The sequence below is a fragment of the Novosphingobium sp. YAF33 genome, from assembly GCF_052113265.1.
In the GTDB taxonomy this organism is placed as follows: Bacteria; Pseudomonadota; Alphaproteobacteria; order Sphingomonadales; family Sphingomonadaceae; genus Novosphingobium.
In genome coordinates this window covers 458,731-475,602 of sequence record NZ_JBFRCW010000002.1, presented here as the reverse complement: position 1 = coordinate 475,602, position 16,872 = coordinate 458,731, and the positions used below count along the sequence as shown (strand labels likewise).

Annotated in this window: 17 protein-coding genes; 5 read left to right on the top strand and 12 right to left on the bottom strand. The window is 67.6% G+C overall.

Annotated elements, in window-relative coordinates; all coding sequences use genetic code 11:
• Positions 1-77 precede the first annotated feature (77 nt).
• Both AB4Z00_RS06290 and AB4Z00_RS06285 read right to left on the bottom strand, forming a co-directional pair.
• On the bottom strand, positions 78-842 hold the full coding sequence (locus AB4Z00_RS06290; RefSeq protein ID WP_314467291.1) for an SDR family NAD(P)-dependent oxidoreductase: 765 nt from the start codon (positions 840-842) through the stop codon (positions 78-80).
• 44 nt (positions 843-886) lie between these two features.
• Positions 887-3,193: a TonB-dependent receptor gene (locus tag AB4Z00_RS06285; protein WP_132267575.1), complete on the bottom strand. Its 2,307-nt coding sequence runs from the start codon at positions 3,191-3,193 to the stop codon at positions 887-889.
• Positions 3,194-3,344: 151 nt separating this feature from the next.
• On the opposite strand from AB4Z00_RS06285, the gene AB4Z00_RS06280 reads away from it, so the two are divergent.
• Positions 3,345-4,358, top strand: coding sequence for an NADP-dependent oxidoreductase (locus AB4Z00_RS06280; protein ID WP_132267573.1), 1,014 nt, complete (start codon positions 3,345-3,347; stop codon positions 4,356-4,358).
• 114 nt (positions 4,359-4,472) lie between these two features.
• Here AB4Z00_RS06280 and AB4Z00_RS06275 read toward each other — a convergent pair whose 3' ends face one another.
• Complete coding sequence (locus AB4Z00_RS06275) at positions 4,473-5,231, bottom strand: SDR family NAD(P)-dependent oxidoreductase (protein ID WP_132267571.1); 759 nt, start codon at positions 5,229-5,231, stop codon at positions 4,473-4,475.
• Between the two features lie 138 nt (positions 5,232-5,369).
• Here AB4Z00_RS06275 and AB4Z00_RS06270 point away from each other — a divergent pair, with 138 nt between their 5' ends.
• Positions 5,370-6,173, top strand: a complete 804-nt coding sequence (locus AB4Z00_RS06270) for an SDR family NAD(P)-dependent oxidoreductase (RefSeq protein WP_442045345.1) — start codon at positions 5,370-5,372, stop codon at positions 6,171-6,173.
• Between the two features lie 39 nt (positions 6,174-6,212).
• Here the strand turns inward: AB4Z00_RS06270 and AB4Z00_RS06265 are convergent, their stop codons facing one another.
• The gene (locus AB4Z00_RS06265) at positions 6,213-7,841 is read right to left on the bottom strand and encodes an AMP-binding protein (protein ID WP_442045344.1); all 1,629 of its coding nucleotides are present in this window, start codon (positions 7,839-7,841) and stop codon (positions 6,213-6,215) included.
• 142 nt (positions 7,842-7,983) lie between these two features.
• On the opposite strand from AB4Z00_RS06265, the gene AB4Z00_RS06260 reads away from it, so the two are divergent.
• Genes AB4Z00_RS06260 through AB4Z00_RS06250 form a run of 3 tightly spaced genes read left to right on the top strand, consistent with a single transcriptional unit; the run spans position 7,984 to position 10,321 of the window.
• Positions 7,984-9,162: an aromatic ring-hydroxylating oxygenase subunit alpha gene (locus AB4Z00_RS06260; RefSeq protein WP_132267566.1), complete on the top strand. Its 1,179-nt coding sequence runs from the start codon at positions 7,984-7,986 to the stop codon at positions 9,160-9,162.
• A gap of 14 nt (positions 9,163-9,176) precedes the next feature.
• Entirely contained in the window at positions 9,177-9,971 is a 795-nt protein-coding gene (locus tag AB4Z00_RS06255) for a sugar phosphate isomerase/epimerase family protein (RefSeq protein WP_442045343.1), read from the top strand.
• Positions 9,968-10,321, top strand: a complete 354-nt coding sequence (locus AB4Z00_RS06250) for an EthD domain-containing protein (RefSeq protein ID WP_442045342.1) — start codon at positions 9,968-9,970, stop codon at positions 10,319-10,321. The genes AB4Z00_RS06255 and AB4Z00_RS06250 overlap by 4 nt, the downstream gene beginning before the upstream one ends.
• Here AB4Z00_RS06250 and AB4Z00_RS06245 read toward each other — a convergent pair.
• From AB4Z00_RS06245 to AB4Z00_RS06210, 8 genes are all read right to left on the bottom strand, one after another.
• Positions 10,318-10,731, bottom strand: coding sequence for a GFA family protein (locus tag AB4Z00_RS06245; protein WP_442045341.1), 414 nt, complete (start codon positions 10,729-10,731; stop codon positions 10,318-10,320). The genes AB4Z00_RS06250 and AB4Z00_RS06245 overlap by 4 nt on opposite strands.
• A gap of 31 nt (positions 10,732-10,762) precedes the next feature.
• Positions 10,763-11,203 carry a nuclear transport factor 2 family protein gene (locus AB4Z00_RS06240; RefSeq protein WP_442045340.1) on the bottom strand — a complete coding sequence of 147 codons (441 nt, stop codon included), beginning with the start codon at positions 11,201-11,203 and terminating at the stop codon, positions 10,763-10,765.
• A 16-nt stretch (positions 11,204-11,219) separates the two neighbouring features.
• Entirely contained in the window at positions 11,220-11,906 is a 687-nt protein-coding gene (locus AB4Z00_RS06235) for an SDR family oxidoreductase (protein ID WP_442045339.1), read from the bottom strand.
• Between the two features lie 138 nt (positions 11,907-12,044).
• The gene (locus AB4Z00_RS06230; protein ID WP_442045338.1) at positions 12,045-13,160 is read right to left on the bottom strand and encodes an NAD(P)/FAD-dependent oxidoreductase; all 1,116 of its coding nucleotides are present in this window, start codon (positions 13,158-13,160) and stop codon (positions 12,045-12,047) included.
• The gene (locus AB4Z00_RS06225) at positions 13,154-13,825 is read right to left on the bottom strand and encodes a methyltransferase domain-containing protein (protein ID WP_442045337.1); all 672 of its coding nucleotides are present in this window, start codon (positions 13,823-13,825) and stop codon (positions 13,154-13,156) included. Before AB4Z00_RS06225 ends, AB4Z00_RS06230 begins: the two co-directional genes overlap by 7 nt.
• A 41-nt stretch (positions 13,826-13,866) precedes the next feature.
• A complete protein-coding gene (locus AB4Z00_RS06220) occupies positions 13,867-15,003 on the bottom strand; it encodes a type III polyketide synthase (RefSeq protein ID WP_442045336.1) in 1,137 nt (378 codons plus the stop codon).
• Positions 15,000-16,262: a beta-ketoacyl-[acyl-carrier-protein] synthase family protein gene (locus AB4Z00_RS06215; protein ID WP_442045335.1), complete on the bottom strand. Its 1,263-nt coding sequence runs from the start codon at positions 16,260-16,262 to the stop codon at positions 15,000-15,002. Before AB4Z00_RS06215 ends, AB4Z00_RS06220 begins: the two co-directional genes overlap by 4 nt.
• Positions 16,259-16,495, bottom strand: a complete 237-nt coding sequence (locus tag AB4Z00_RS06210) for an acyl carrier protein (RefSeq protein WP_442045334.1) — start codon at positions 16,493-16,495, stop codon at positions 16,259-16,261. Before AB4Z00_RS06210 ends, AB4Z00_RS06215 begins: the two co-directional genes overlap by 4 nt.
• Positions 16,496-16,872: the final 377 nt, after the last annotated feature.

Sequence of the window (16,872 nt, the reverse complement as noted above, 5' to 3'; positions counted from 1 at the left end):
GGCGGTTCATGGAAACGTCGCCCCGGATCCGATCCGGGGCGACGCGATCCACACTCGTCCTTTCCCGACCGCGCCGGTCACATCGCGGTGACGCCCCCGTCCACCACGAATTCGCCGCCGGTGATGTAATTGGCTTCGTCGCTGGCGAGGAACAGGATCATGTTGGCGATGTCCAGCGGCGCGCCCATGCGCTTCATCGGGATCGAGGCGACGATCTCCTTGAAGCCTTCCGGGTTGTCGCTGCGGGCGACGTCCTGCATGGCCGTCTCGATCATGCCGGGGTGGACCGAGTTGCAGCGGATGCCCTCGGCCGCGCATTCCATCGCCACCACCTTGGAGAAGATCCGCACTCCGCCCTTGGCCGCGCCGTAAGCCCCGCACATCGGCACGCCCACGAGGCCGCCGATGGAAGAGAGGTTCACGATCGAACCCCCGCCGCCGGTCTTGCGCATCAGCTCCACGGCCCGGCGGGTGCCCAGGAATACGCTGTCGAGATTGACCTTGTTCTGCTTCTCCCAGTCGGCCAGCGACAGCGCGGTCAGCGGCTTGAGCACGGCGATGCCGGCATTGTTCACCAGCACGTCGAGCCGTCCGTGGCCTTTCTCGATGGCCTGGAACAGGTCTTCCCATCCCGCTTCGCTGGTCACGTCCTGCGCCAGCGCCTCGGCCTGGCCGCCGGCCTCGCGCAGGGCCGCCGCGACGCTCTCGGCGCCGCCCGCGTCAAGGTCGGTGACATAGACGAAGGCCCCTTCTTCCGCGAAGCGCCGCGCGGTGGCGGCGCCCAGGCCGCGTTCGTTCCCGGCGCCGGTAACCAGCGTGATCTTGCCTTCCAGACGACCCATGCTTTCGATCCTTCCAAATTGCCTGCCGCTCCTGAACCAGGGAGCTAGAATTTCACGCCGACCGTGGCGCCGTATGTCCGCGGTTCCAGTGCCATGCCGAACGAGAACAGCCCGGCGACGGTGAAGGCGTGAGTGGTGGTCTTCTCGTTGAGGAGATTGCGGCCGAACACGCGGAAATAGGCTTCCTTGTCGCCGATATCGAAGTTGAAGGTCAGGCTGCTGTCGACCAGATCCTGCGTGGTGGTGCGCACGCGCGGGTCGTTGCCATTGACCACGACGCTGGTGACCGTGCCGGCGCTGTCCGTCGCCAGGGTGAGCGGCCCGAGCGAGATCTGCTCGTCATAGGGGCTGATATGGCGCCAGCCCGCCGTGGCGACGATCTTGCCGAAGCTGGTGGGCACCGAATAGTCGGCATTGACCGAGCCGGTGAACTTGGGGGCGTAGATCAGCCTGTTGGCGGAATAGTCGAAGGGCACGATCAGCGCGCCGTTGATGCCGTCGGTCACGAAGTTGCGGAAGTGGGACTTCATGTAGGCGGAGGAGGCGGTGATCGTCAGTTCGGGCGTGATGCGCAAGGTGGCATCCATCTCGATGCCCTTGATGATCGCGCCGCCCGGCACGTTGCCGGTGATCGTCTGGTTGCCCAGCGGGCCGCCCGGCACGGTCAGGTTCTGCTGCATGTCCTTGTAGTCGGAGATGTAGCCGGCGATGTTGACTTCCACCCGCTTGTCGAAGGCGGCAAGCTTGGCGCCGATTTCATAGGCATCCACCGTTTCGGGCTGGAACGGCGTGCCGGCGGTCTGCGCCGTCGCCGCGCGCGGGCTGAAGCCGCCCGAACGGTACCCGCGCGACCAGGAGGCATAGAGCATCACGTCGTCGTTCGGGCGATAGTCGACGCCGATCTTGGGCGTGAACTTGGTGAAGTTGGCATCGCCCGAGCCGATCAGCCCGGCCTGCGCGAAGCTGTTGGTCAGCTTCTTGTTGTCATGCGACCAGCGACCGCCGAACGAGAGGCGCCACTTGTCGGCAAAGGCCCAGTTGAAGTCTCCGAAGAAGGCGTAGCTGGTGGTCTTGCCGACATTGGTCTGGGGGTTCTGGTCGAATTCCATCGGCGGGATCGAGGGATCGAAGCCGAAGAAGCGCGTCCACTGGGTCAGGTCGTACTTCGAATGGAAGTAGTAGCCGCCCACCACATAGTCGAAGCCGGTGAAGAGATTGCCCGCCGCGCGCAGTTCCTGGCTCCACTGGGTATAGTGCTGGCGGCGGTCCACGTAGTAGAGATCGGTGGAGGAACCGTCGAAGTCCTGGGTCTGGGCTTCCTTGCTGTGGCGCCAGCCGGTGATCGAGCTGAGCTTCACCGCGCCCAGGTCGTAATTCATCTGCAACGTGGCGTTGGGCGCACGGTACTTGCTCTTCGCGGGAAGCGTGAAGACGGTGTAGAGATCGCTGGTGTTGTTGCGGTTGCACTCGTTGGCCGGGATCAGTCCGCAGAACAGTTCGGTGCTGTTGGTGAGGTTGCTCACCACCGGCTCGAAGTCCTGCACCACGTTCTCGACGCTGAGCTGGGCGTCGAAACCGCTGCCGGTGGGCTGGAACAGCAGGCTGGCGCCATAGCTGTCTCCCTTGCTGCCGCCCGCGCGGGTGTCGCGGATGGCGTTGTGGTAGAAGCCGTCGGATTCGTTGTGGAAGTACCAGCCCTTGATGCCCCAGGTCTCTCCGTCGCCGTAATTGACGATGGCCTTGGCCGCCCAGGTGTTCCAGCGGCCATAAGTGAATTCGGCCTTTACGCCGGGCTCCATGGTCGGCTTGGTGCGGGTGATGTTGATGACGCCGCCGATGGTGTTGGCGCCGAACAGCGTGCCTTGCGGGCCGCGCAGAACTTCGATCTGGGCAATGTCGAACGCGTCCTGGAGCTGGCCGGTGCTGGTGCCGATCGTCACCCCGTCCACCACCACGCCCACGGTGGGCGTCTGGGACTTTTCGATATCGGCGTAAGTCAGGCCGCGGATCGAGATATTGGCCGCCTGCGCGCCCGAATTCTGCTGGGTGATGAGCAGGCCCGGTGCTGCGCCCTGCAAGTCGCCGATGTTGACGGCCGCCTTGTTCTCCAGCATCGCGGCGTTGACCGCGGTGATGGCCACGGGCGTGGACTGCAGCGTTTCCGCGCGGCGGCGGGCGGTGACGATGATCTCGGTCGCGCCGATGGGAGATGGCTGCGCGGCGGCTTCCGAAGCGGGGGCAGGTGCCTCTCCCGGAATTTCGCTTTGCGCCTGTGCCGGAGATACGATGCAAGTGAGCGCGCTTGTCGACAATGCGACAAGCCACGCTCCGCGACGACGTGCGGATGCCATTGGTTTCCTCCCTCTCCCCGACTATTCGTGTAGCCGAATTTACTTGATCACTATGCTACGAATTCGAGAGATACCCGAACTGACCATTTGCACAGGTGCGGCAGGGCCAGTGAACGACAAGTCAAGGCAGGCTGGAGAGGAGAACCTTGTCATGACTGCCAACCGCCGTTTCCTGCTTGCGCGCCGCCCCCGGGGAGAACCCGCGGCGGAAGACTTCGCCCTTGTGGAAACAGCGGTGCCGGCGGCTCCGCCCGGCGGTATCCTGGTGCGCAACCACTACGCCTCGCTCGATCCCGCGCAGCGCGGGTGGATGGACGATGCGCCCAGCTACATGCCGCCGATCCCGCTGGGCGATGCGGTTCGCGCGACCACGGTGGGCGTGGTGCATGCCTCGGACAATCCAGAGTTCCGCGTGGGTCAATGGGTGATGGGGCTGAACGCACTGGAGGACTATTCGGTGGCGATGCCGGGCGGGTTCACCATGGCGATCGACGTCGCTGCGGTGGCCTCCCCCTCGAACTATCTCTCGGCGCTGGGCGCGGTGGGGCTGACGGCCTATTTCGGCCTGCTGGAAGTGGCCCAGCCGCGCGAAGGCGAGACGCTGCTGGTGTCCGGCGCGGCCGGAGCAGTGGGGTCCGCCGTGGGCCAGCTTGGCAAGATCGCCGGTTGCCGGGTGGTCGGCATCGCGGGCGGGGCGGAGAAGTGCCGCCGCCTGATCGAGGACTACGGCTTCGACGCCGCCGTGGACTACAAGGGCAAGGACCACGCAGCCCTCGTCGCCGCGATTGCCGAAGCGGCGCCGGACGGCGCCGATATCGTGTTCGAGAACGTGGGAGGGCCGGTGCTGGAGGCGGAAGTGTTCAACCTCGCGCTTCATGCGCGGATCGTGCTCTGCGGACTCATCAGCGAATACAACGCGCCGGAGAAGCTGGGCCTGCGCAATCTCTGGCAGGTGCTGACGCGGCGGGCGACGGTGCACGGCTTCCTGATCGCCGACTACGCCCACCGCTTTGCTGAGGGCGGCGCGCAGATGGCGCAGTGGCTGGCGGAAGGGCGGCTCCGCGCGGATGAGGACGTGCAGGAAGGGCTGGAGAACGCCTATGCGGCGTTCATGCGGCTGTTTTCCGGGGCGAATACGGGCAAGCTGGTGTTGCGGATCGCCTGAGCGCGGGCCTGCGAGCGGCCGATCAACCGAAGACCTCGTCGCTCCGCGCGCCACCGCGAAAAAAGACGGCGGACCTTGCGGTCCGCCGTCAGCTCCGTGCTTGGAGGGTAACGCCTAGAACTGCACGCGCTTGGTATAGCCGCCATCGACCACGACATTGGTGCCGGTGGTGTAGGACGAGGCTGCGCTGGCGAGGAAGACGATGGTGCGCGCCACTTCCTCCGGTCCGCCCCAGCGGCCCAGCGCGAATGCGGCTTCGGTGGCCTGGTAAAGCTCGGGCATGGCCTGGCCGATGGCTTCCCAGTTGCCGCCGGGGAACTTGATCGGGCCGGGCGAGACGCAGTTCACGCGAATGCCCATCGGGCCGACCATCTGGCTGAGCTGACCGGAATAGGCGATCAGCGCCGCCTTCATCGCGTTGAAGGCCTGGGGCACGATGAACGTCTCGGTCCCGGCGGTGGAGGCCATGATGACGATGGCGCCGGCGCCCGATTTCTCCAGCCAGGGCTGCAGGGTCTCGCAGCCGAGCACGGTGCCCTTGATGTCGGCGGCGAAGCAGGCTTCCCAGTCTCCGGTCGCGCCGGAGCCGGAGGCGCTGGCGCCGGGCACGAACACGTCGCAGCCGCCCAGCTTTTCAGCGGCGGATTTCAGCCATTCGACGTAAGCGTCGTGGTCCAGCATGTCGAGCGCCTCACCGACCACGATGCCGCCGTGGCGGGCGAGCGACTCGACGGTTTCCGCCACTTGTTCGGCGTTGCGCGAGAAGAATGCGATGTCGCAGCCCTCCTCCGCGAAGACTTCCAGCGCCGCACGGCCGATGCCGCGGCTGCCGCCGGTGAGAATGACTTTCTTGCCCTTCAGTCCAAGATCCATGGCTGCCTGTCCTCTGCCTTCGCGCGTTGTTCTGTGCGCCGGTTGTCGCCTCTCGAAGGGGCGGGGGCCACTCCTATTTTGGTCAGGAACGGCGCGCCGCCCGCCGTGCTAGCCCCATGGAACAACCGGGAGAGAACGATGGGACGACTGCAAGGCAAGCGCGCCGTGATTCTGGGCGCCAGCAGCCCGGACAACATGGGCCAGCACATCGCCCGGCGCTTCATCGCGGAAGGCGCACGCGTGCTGGTTTCGGGCCGCAAGGAAGCGGTTCTGGCCGACTTCGCTGCGCGCAACCACTGCGAATGGGCCGCGTGCGACCTCACCGACGCGCAGAGCGTGGAGGGGCTGGCCGAGACCGCCGCCGCGAAGCTGGGCGGCATCGACATTGCCCTCAACGCCACGGGCTGGGGGCTGCTGAAGCCGTTCCTGGACACCACGCATGAGGATGTGATGGCGATGACCATGCTCCAGTACGTGGGGCCGTTCCATTTCTTCCAGGCGATGCTGCGGCGCATGGCGCGCAGCCGGGGCGGGGAGGGCGGCTCGATCATCCAGATCAGTTCCGCCACGGCAACGATCATGCTGGACGACCACGCCGCCTACATGGGCACCAAGGCGGGGACCGACCATGTGATACGCTGCGTGGCGAACGAGTTCGGGCACGAGGGGGTGCGGGCGAACTCGATCTCGCCGGGTCTGACCGATACGCCGATGACTGCCGATGCCAAGCAGGTGCCCGGCCTGTTCGACGCGTTCCTCGCCGGCTATCCGCTCGGCCGCATCGGCACGTCCGACGACATCGCCGCCGCCGCCGTCTGGCTCGCCAGCGACGAGTGCTTCATGACCGGCGAGAACCTGCAGGTGAACGGCGGCCTGACCTTGCGGCGCAATCCGATGAAGAGCGAGATCGAGGCGGCCGTGGCGGGAGCCTTGGAAGGATAGACCGGGCGCCGTTCCGCCCGGGTCAGGTCCCGGGCGGCGTCACCGCACGCACATCTTCGCCCGCACATCCTCACGCAGCAGGTCCTTGCGCACTTTGCCGGAAGCGGTGCGCGGGAAATCGCCGCGGAATTCGAAGCGCTCCGGGATCTTCTGCCGCGCCAGGCCGCTCCCCGCGACATGGGCGGCCAGATCCTCGGCCGAAATCAGGCCCTCCGCCGCGATCACGTAAGCGCAGACACCTTCACCCAGCCGCGCATGCGGCATGGCGACGACGGCGGCCTCGCGCACCAGCGGATGGGCGTGGAGCACGTCCTCGATCTCCTTGGCGGAGATATTCTCGCCGCCGCGGATGATCAGGTCCTTCTTGCGGCCGGTCACCGTGATTGCCCCCTCGGCCGTGCGCACGCCGAGGTCGCCGGTGCGGAAGAAGCCGTCCGCGGTGATCGCCTCGCGCGTCTGGCCGGCGTCGGCATAGCCCAGCAACATGCCGGGCCCGCGCGCAAGGATTTCGCCCTCCTGGCCATCGGGCAGGGCGTGGTCCTCGTCATCGACGATGCGGACTTCGTAATCGACCACTTTGCCGTCGGTGGTGGCGGCCAGGTGCTCGTCGTGCGGCCAGCCGAACGTCACCAGCGGCACTTCCGAGGCACCGAAGACGCGGAAGGCGCGGCACTGCGCGAAGGCGGCGTTGGCAGCGGGGATGAGGTCGGCCGGAACCGCCGCGCCGCCGCAAGCGAAGAAGCGGAACGAGGGAAGCGGATTGCCCGATTCGCGTGCCGCCGCCGCCAGTTCGACCAGGAACGGGGTCGCCGCCACGGTGCCGACCAGCCGGTGCCGGTCGATCAGTGCCAGCGCCTCGCCGGCGTTCCAGCTTTCCATCAGCACCGTGCGCGTGCCGCAGACGAAAGGCGCTTCCAGTCCGTTGGCATAGCCGGAGACATGCGTGACGGGCGAGGGCATCAGCGCCGCCTCGCCGGACGCGAAGCCCCAGTGCGCGGCGCTTGTCCGCAGGATGCGGGCGATGGACACATGGCTATGCAGCACGCCCTTGGGCCTGCCGGTGGTGCCCGAGGTGTAGAGAACCATCTTCACGCCCAGCGGATCGACGGCGGGCCGGTCGAAGCGAGCGCCGCGTCCTTCCGCGACCAGCGCGGCATAGTCGTTTCCGCCGCTGCCGCGCACAGTGAAGACATGGCGCAAGTCCGGCAGATCGGCGGCGATGCGCGCGGCCATGGCGGCATAGTCGAACTTGCGGAAGGCGGCCGGCACGAACAGCGCGGCGGCGCGGCAGTCGGCCAGCATCTGCGTGACTTCATGGTCGCGGTAGATCGGCACGATCGGGTTGACGACCAGGCCCGACATCGCGGCGGCCAGGTTGATGACCATCGCTTCGCGCCAGTTCGGCACCTGGAAGGCCAGCACATCGCCCGGCCGCAATCCGCGCGCATGTAGCGCGGCCGAAAGAGCCTCGGCATCGGCCAACGCCTGCGCGCGGGTGACGGAAACATCGCCGTCGATCAGGGCCACGAAGTCTGGGTCCGCCTCGGCCAGCGCGGCGGCCTGCTGCGCGATCGTGCGTTCGTCCCAGACGCCGGTACCGGCATAGGCGGCAAGGTGCTGCGGCGGCGTTTCGAGCCACGCCCAGGGGCTGTCGTTCCTCTCCATCATCGCCGATGACTGCCCTTGCCGGTGGTCGCGGCCAACTGGCCAAAGTACCAAGCTTTCTGTTCGACCTATCACCTTGCGCAGCTTGCCGCCACTCGCGGCGGCGCACAGGATCGCAGTCGATAACGATGCGGGAGAGGACCGAGTGGACCGCGTGAAGCAGATTGGCGATGTCGCCGAAATCATGCTCGACTATGTCGAGAACAGGAAGACCTTCCAGACGGACCGGACGTTCAAGGTCCCCACCGCCAGCTATACCGACAGGGACCAGTTCAACGCCGAGATGGAGCTGGTGTTCAAGCGCGTGCCGCTGATGCTGGCCTTCACGGCGGAAATGCCGAATCCGGGCGATTACAAGGCGATGGAGGCCGTCGGCCTGCCGGTGCTGATCACCCGCGACAAACAGGGGCAGGTGCGCGCCTTCCTCAACGTCTGTTCGCATCGCGGTGCGCCCGTGGCCGCCGACGGACACGGCAACTGCGCGCGCTTCACCTGCAAGTACCACGCCTGGACTTACGGGGCCGACGGCCGCCTGCTCGGCATTTCCGAGGCGAGCACGTTCGGCCAGGTCGACAAGGCCGAAATGGGCCTGCGCCAGCTTCCCTGCGAGGAGCGCAGCGGCATGATCTTCGTCTGCCTCACGCCCAATGCGCCGATGGACCTCGACAACCATTTCCGGGGCTTTCTGGAGGATTTCGACGCGCTGGACTTCGCGGACTGGACCTATCTGGGCAACCGCACCATCGAGGGCGCGAACTGGAAGATCGCCTTCGACGGCTATCTGGAAGGCTATCACTTCCAGTCGCTCCATCCCGAAACGATCTTCCCGCGCACGCCGTCCAACTGCACGCATTACGAAGGCTTCGGTCCGAACATCCGCATCGGCTTTCCCCAGCACTCGATCGCCGAGCAGCTGAAGGACGTGCCGCGCGCGGAATGGGGCAACAAGGAGAACTACGGCTACGATTTCGTGCGCATCTTCTTCCCCAATGTCTCGATCTTCATCGCGCCGGAGATCACCCAGGTCGCCCAGCTTTTCCCGGGGCCGACGCCGGACCGCAACCGCACGGTGCTGAACTACCTGCGCCGCGATCCCATCCGCGACGAGGCCGACCGCGAGGGCGTGGAAGCGGCCATGAACTTCTTCCGCGATGTGACCTATCAGGAAGACTACGTGATCGGGCTGGAGATCCAGAAAGGCCTGGAATCCGGCGCACATGACGACCTGACTTTCGGCCGCAATGAAAGAGGCAACCAGTACTTCCACGAGTGGCTGAACTGGTACCTCCAGGACGACGCCTCCCTTCCCGAACCGCAGATGTAGGGCGGGCGGGACAGATGGCGCGCAAGCTCTCGCTCGCCTCGGGCGTGCTGCCCGAATTCGGCGCGGTCGACGTGGTGGAGGCCGGTGCGGCGACGGGGTTCGACGCCGTCGGTCTCTGGATAGACCCCGAGACATGGACCGCACGGCACACCCGCGAGGCCCGCGCGGCGCTGGCGCGCACCGGGATGCCGGTGCTCGACGTGGAAGTGGTGTGGATCAAGCCGGACTCCGCGCTGGACGATCATCGCCGCGTGATCGATGTGGGCGCGGAGCTGGGCGCTGGGAACGTGCTCTGCGTTTCCTCCGATCCCGACCACGGCGCCGCGGCGGCGAAGCTGTCAGCACTGTGCCGCCATGCCGAGGGATCCGGTATGCGCGTGGCGCTGGAGTTCGGCATCTTTACCGAGGTCCGGAACCTGAAGCAGGCGCTCGCGGTGATCGGGCGCGTGGATCATCCGCTGGCGGCGGTGCTGGTCGATCCGATCCATGTCGACCGCTCGGGCACGACGGCGGCCGAAGTGGCCGCGATCGATCCGGCGCTGCTGCCTTATGCCCAGTTCTGCGATGCCCGGGCGACGCGGCCCGATCCCGGCGATTTTGCCGCCGTGATCGCCGATGCCGTGGACTTTCGCGAGCAATGCGGGGAAGGCGCTCTGCCCCTGGCGGCGCTGCTGGAAGCGCTGCCGGCGGACGTGCCGCTGTCCATCGAATTGCGCTCGGCCGCGCTGCGCGAGGCGTTCAGCCATCCGGCCTTGCGCGCCAAGGCCGTGCTCGATGCCACGCGCGGCTGGTTGGACAGACTGGCATGACCGTCACCGTCATCACCCTGCTCAAGCGCCGCGAGGGCATGAGCCGGGAGCAATTCCGCGCCTATTACGAAAGCCACCACCGCCGCATCGGCGAAAGGGTGCTGGCCGGCCATGCCACGCGCTACGTGCGCCGCTACCTCGCCCCGCTCGACGGCGTGGACCAGCCTTGCGATGCCGACGTGGTGATGGAGATCGACTTTCCCGACGAAGCTGCGCGCGATGCCTGCTTCGCCGCCCTGGCCGAGCCCGAGACCCAGGCGATGATCGCCGAGGACGAGGCGCGCCTGTTCGACCGCGAGCGGATCCGGGCTTTCAGCGTAAGCGAGTCGGTGTCGGTGCTCGATCCCTAGTCGGGAGGAAAAGCGTCGAACATCGGCAGGCCGTCGCAGATCGGGTCCCAATCGGCCTTGGAACCGGCGAAGATATGCGCGCTGGGCCGGATGGTCGGGCTGTCCAGCAAAGTGCCCAGCGTCACATGGACATATCGCTGTTTGCGAACGAGGGAGAACAACAGCGATCCGCAGCGCGCGCAGTGGCCGTCATGGCTGCCCCGTTCGCCCTCGCCACTCTCGCCATAACGCAGAAGCCGCTCGGGCGCGTGGACGCGCAGCCGCTCTGCCCGAATGCCGGCGAAAGGCTTGGACCCTGCTCCCGTCGCCCGGCGGCACTGCGAGCAGTGGCAGATCAGCGCATATTCGAAGTCGTCCTCCACCTCGTACGTGCAAGCGCCGCAGAGGCAGGAGCCCTGAAGGATTCGCATGTCGGAAGGTATCTGCCGTTCAGCCGCCGTTTCAATCCTCCCGCGCGTCCATCGTGGTATATTCACGGCGCGTGAAGCGCCAGGATCCCTCGATCCGCGCCAATTCGTCAGCATAGCGGCCGCGCAGGCGCAGGGTCTTGCCGGAAGCGGGGTCTTCGAAGATTTCCGAGGTATAGGAGATCGCGGTCGCAGCATCGCCCGCGACGCGAATCTCGCCCGGGTGGGCGACATAGATCATCGCTCGCTCGCCGCCGCCCAGCCCATAGCGTTTCATCGATTCCACCCAGGCCGCGACAATGGCCGCCTTGCCCGAATAGCCGCCCAGGTCCGGGAACTCGGGAAGCGCCCAATAGGCATCCTCCGCCCAGGTTCCGCCCCAGGTTTCGGCATCGCGCGTCATCACGCCGTGGGCATATGTGTCCAGCAGTTCGCGGATCAGGATGCGGTCTTCCAGCGGTCCGGTAAAGGCCATTGCACGGTTCTCCCGGTTACCAGGCGTGGGTTTCGCCGTTCCACTTGTAGAACCCGCCCGACATTTCCGGTGTCAGCCGCTGCGCCAGGGCGGCGATGCCCTGCGCGCTTTCCAGCGGGGTGAGTTCGGCGGCGGGGCCGCCCATGTCGGTCTGGACCCAGCCGGGGTGCACGCTGATCGCGATGATGCCGCGGTCTTTGGTGCCCAGGGCCACCGAAACCATCAGCCGGTGCAGGGCGGCCTTGGAGGCGGAATAGGCCTCGTAGCCCGGATAGGGCCAGGTCGAGGCGCCGACCTGGCTGCCGAAGCTCACCACTTTCGCGCCGGATCCGAGGCGCGGCAGGAAGGCCTGGAACACCCGCATCGGGCCATTGACGTTGACGTTGAACACATCCAGCCAGTCAGCGAAATTGGCGCTCTCCAGCTCGGAATCGGTGCTGCCGGAAACGCCCGCGACATTGTAGAGCACATCGATCGCGGCATCGCCGGTATCGGCCGCGCCTGCCCTTACCGAGGCATCGTCTGCCACGTCCATGGCGTGAAGCGTCACTTTCCCGCCCGAGCCTGCGGCAACGCCGCGAAGTGCGTCTGCACCATCGGGATCGCGCAGCAGGGCGAAGACACGGTCGCCCTTCGCCAGATGCAGTTTGACGAGTTCCAGCGCGATGCCGCGCCCCGCCCCGGTGATTGCCACGTTCGCCATCGACAGATCCTTTCACGGGGCGATTTTTCCAGCGCCCACCAGCCGTTATCATCCTCTTGCGCGCAAGCCTATCAAAGGGCGGCGGCGGGCTGACCTCTCCATTCGATCAGGGCGCTGTGGCGACGTAACGGGAGCGTCTCAACGCGAGGCGCTCTCCCGCAGCCGGGTCGCCGCGGCGAGACGGCCGAGCAGGGGCGGCCATAGCCCGAGCAGGCCCGAGGCCAGCCGCGCCGCGATGGGCAGGCCCGTCACCCGGTGGAGCGCCATGGCCTTGCGGACTTGCGGCGCCACTTCGCGGCGCAGGCGGCGGGTATAGTCGGCGGAAGAAAGTCCGGCGAGCCATGCCTCCACCGCCAGGGCCGCGCTGCGCAAGGCGATGGCCATGCCGTCCCCGGTGAGCGGCGCGGTGAGCACGGCCTGGTCGCCCAGCCGGAACAGGCCGTCGCGATCTTCCGAGGGGCGGTGGACATAGCCGTAAGGCAGGCCGGCGATCGAGCAGGGCCGCTCGAACAGTTCGCTGGCGCCGTCGAGCCGCCGCGCGACATGCTCGTCGCGCCCGAGTTCGGCCAGCAGCGCGCTCCAGGAACCGCCGAAGCGGTCCTTGCGGACCAGCACGCAGAAGTTCATCACCCGCGCGGCCACGCGCTGCAGCCCCAGATAGCCGCCCTCGACGAACACCAGTTCCACGGCATTGCCCAGCGCGGCGTCCTGCTCGGGCGTGATGCGCCAGTGCATCTTGAAGCCCACATAGCCGGAGCTGCCGCCACCGGCGGGCTCCCTTCCGGCACCGCGAATATCGTGCTTGCCGGTGGCGAGGAACCGCGCCGGCGCATCGAACCGGCCCGCGCTGGTGTCCATGCCCGCCGCGTCCAGGCCGATCACTTTCACCCCGCGCCGCACTTCGGCCCCGGCCGCTTTCGCGGCTTCCAGCAGGGCCTCGTCGAGGAGCAGCCGGCTCACCCCGAGCCCGGTGAAGGGCAGGCGCGATTCCGCGCTGCTGCGCCCGTTGACCAGCCGCACCCGGTCGATCGCCACGGCGCCCAGCCGAAGCGGCTCGAAGGCCATGTCGCGCAAGTCACGCTGGGCTTCCACCGAAAGGAATTCGCCGCAGACCTTGTGGTGCGGCCCGGCCTGGCGCTCGAACAGCTGGACGCGCGCCCCTGCCCGCGCCAGCCGCAAGGCGGCCGAGGCACCCGCGGGGCCGCCGCCCAGCACGGCGACGTCCGATCCGGCCGGATCGTCCGGGCCTACCATTTCCGCCGCTCCACGCAGTAGCGGAACGGGAAGCGCCAATGGACCTCGGCGCGATCCTCCAGCCCCGCGGCGGCCAGCAGCAGGGCCCAGTCCTCGCGGCGAAAGGCGCGGGCGATGGAGAGCGGCCCATCGTGGCGGACGAAAGGATGCCAGCGCACCGCCCCCGCCAGCAGCGAGAAGCCGTGATAGGCGAACCAGTGCCGGTGCAGGTCGTTGACGAACCAGCCGAGCGCGGCCTTGCGCTCCATCCATTCCAGGAATGCCACGATCCCGGCGTCGTCCATGTGGTGCGTGACGAGCGAACTCACCACCAGGTCCACCGGCTCGTCCGCCGCCATGGCGAAAGCGTCCCCGGTGCGAAAGTCGATGGTAAGATCGGGCGGCGTCAGGCGGCGGGCCACGGGTTCGCTGCGGGGGTTGATGTCGAAGCCGATCAGCCGCAGCGAACGCCCCCGTTTCCGCCCGTGCCGCGCCAGCGCGCGCAGCATGTCGCCCGCGCCGTAGCCCACATCCACCACGGTCAGCGTGCGGGCGGGCGGCGTGGCGGCGAAAGCACGGTCCAGGAAGGCCAGGGTCGGCGGGCGCGCCAGGGTGACGGTGTTGACCTGGGCCAGGTCCTCGATGCAGGCGGCGAATTCCTGCGCGGTCACGGCTTCGCCATCCATCCATTCCGCCTCGTGGGAGCGATGGCGAAGGCCGCGCATGGCTAGCGGGGGACCATTGTGAACCGGAAGCTCTCGGCCGCGAGTCCGGGGCCGAAGGCCATGGCGATGCCGTTGCCTTTGGCCTTTGCTTTGCGGAAGTCGCCCTCATCGTCCTGCGGCGCCGCGCCCGCATGGCTCTCGATCATCGCTGCCAGCACGAACATCAGCGTGGCCGAGGACATGTTGCCATAGCGCCGCAGCACGTCGCGCGAAGGGCCAAGCGCTGCGGGGGGCAGCTCCAGCGCGCGTTCCACCGCGTCCAGGATCGTGCGGCCACCGGCATGGACCGCCCAGAGGTCGTAGTCTTCCGGCGCCAGATCCCGGAAGATCCCCTGATCGTCGTTGCGGCTGCGCTCGGCGCGAAGGGCATTGGCGATGAAACTGGGCACGCGCCCATCGAGGTGCATGTCGAAGCCCTGATCGCCGATGCGCCAGGTGATCGCCTCGGCCGAGCCGGCTATCGCGGCGGAACGGAAATCGGTGAGCGCCACGCCCCTGGGTTCGGCGGTGACCAGCGCCGCTGCCGCGCCGTCTCCGAACAGCAGCATGGACAGCAGCTTTTCGAGGTCCTGCGTGCGCTGGAAATGGATCGTGCACAGCTCCAGGTTCACCACCAGCACCCGGGCTTCCGGTTCGGAGCGCACGATATGATGCGCCAGCCGCAGGGCGTTCACCGCCGCATAGCAGCCCATGAACCCGACCACGGTGCGTTCGACGGCGGGATCGATGCCGGTCTGCGCCACCAGCAACTGGTCCAGCCCCGGCGCGACGAAGCCGGTGCAGGATGCCATGACAAGATGCGTGATCCCCTCGGCGGCGATGTCGGGGCTGAGCGCCCGCACCGCCTGGAGCGCCAGCGCCGGGGCGTCTCGTTCGTAGCGGGCCATGCGCTCGGCCGTGGAGGGCCAGTCGCCAAGGCCGTAGAAACGTTCCCGGTCGGTGAGCTGCCCGTCGGGCAGCACTTCCGGTTCGATGAACGAGAATCGCCGGTCGATCCCCGAGCGCGACACCATGCGGTCGAACAGGCGCAAATGCGCCGGCTCGCGAAGGGCAGAGCGCACGAAGGCGACGAAGGCGTCGTGGACCTGGTGAGGCGGGACGGCGGTGCCGATGGCGTTGATATGGGCGGTTGCGGTCATGACGGGAGCCGGCCGATCAGCACGGCGTTGAGGCCGCCGAAGGCGAAGCTGTTCGAGACCAGCACCCGGTGGTCTATCGGCACGGCACCGGGCGAGGCTTCGGCAAGGGCCAGCGGCAGGTCGCAATCCGGGGCGGCACCGAGATGGTTGAGCACCGGCGGCGCGGCCCCACGCGCCAGGGCCTCCATGCCGATGACGAATTCCATGGCCGCCGTCGCGCCGATCAGGTGGCCGTGGGCGGACTTGGTGGCGATCACCGTGCTTGCTTCCAGCGAGCGGCCGTAGATCGCCCGGATCGCCGCGGCTTCCACGGGGTCGTTCAGCCGCGTGCCGGTTCCGTGCGTGGAGATCAGCGCGGGCACTTCCGGAGCGATCCCGGCGTCCTCGTGCGCGGCGCGGATCGCGGTTTCTATACCTTCGCGGTCCGGCGCGGTCATGTCGGCGGCGTCGCTGCTGGTGCCGTAGCCTGCCAGTTCGCCCAGGATATTCGCGCCCCGCGCCCGGGCATGGTCTTCGCTTTCCAGCACCACCACGGCCGCGCCTTCGCCCAGCACCATGCCCTTACGGTCTTTCGAGAAGGGCCGGCAGGTATCGTCCGCCATCACTCCCACCGCGCTCCACGCCGTCCACGAGCCGAGCGTGAGGCAGGCCTCGCTGCCCCCGGCTATGGCCACGTCCGCGCGGCCGGAACGGATCATGTGCATCGCCTCTCCCAGGGCATGGGCGGAAGAGGCGCAGGCGCTGGCGATCACGAACGTCGGCCCGTGAACGCCCAGCACCATGGCCAGGTGGCTGGCGGGGGCCGAGATCATCGAAGCGGGGATCGTCTGCGGATGAACTTTCGCCAGGTCGCGGGCGTAGAGGCGCTCGTAGGCCTGGTCCATCGTCGCATTGCCGCCGCTGCCGCAGCCGATCAGGATGGCCGTGCGCCGCGCCAGCGAGGGATGGCCGCGCAGCCCGGCGGCCTCTACCGCCTCCAGTCCGGCCGTCAGCGCGTGGAGCGACAGGGGATCGAGCTGCCCCAGCGGCCGGAGGTCGTCCTTGTCGCCCACCGCCTGTTCCAGGGCCATGCGGCAGGCCTCGGCGTCGACACGGGCGGCGGGGCCGTCGATCCGCCAGGCGGGATGGCCTTCGGGCGCCTCGCGCCGCCATGGCCGGATCGCCCCTTTGCCTGCGGCCAGCTTGCGCCAGGTCTGCGCCAGGCCGATGCCCAGGCCGCTGACGCAGCCGAAGCCGGTCAGGACGACCTTGCGGCTCACGAAGGGGCCAGTCGCATCACGAGGTCCACGAAATCGGCGATGGTGGAATTAGGATCGAGCTTGTCGGGATCGACTTCCACGCCGAACTTGTCCTCGATGATGAAGAGCGTGCTGGCGACGTCGAGCGAGCCTATGTCGAGCTGTTCGAACGTGGCGTCAGGCCGCAAGGCAGCGGGATCGAGCCCGGACTCTTCCGCAATGACACCCAGGATCGCTTCCTTGGAAACCGTCATGCCGCTGCTTTCCCCTTCCATGTTTTGGGTTTCGGTGAACCGTTATCCGGCCTGTCTTGCCGATGCCGGGCCGTCTTTGCCTGCGGGCCGCTCATGCGGTGCCCTGCGCATCGGTGAGACGGGCGGCGGCAAAGGGCCAGTTCGTCGCGGGCGGGCCAGCCGGGGCCGCAAGGGACGCGATCGAAACCAGGGCGAGCAATGCCTTCATGACGATCCTCCACCATGGCCGAAATGTCGGGCCGGAGGAGACGGTATCACGCACAATCAGCCGCGTACATGGAATTGCGCCCGTGAAGACAGGGTCATGCGGAATGGTCGGGCGGCCCGATCCGCCATGCTCCGGCCGGGGCAGGATTGTCGGCGCGGCGAAGGTGATC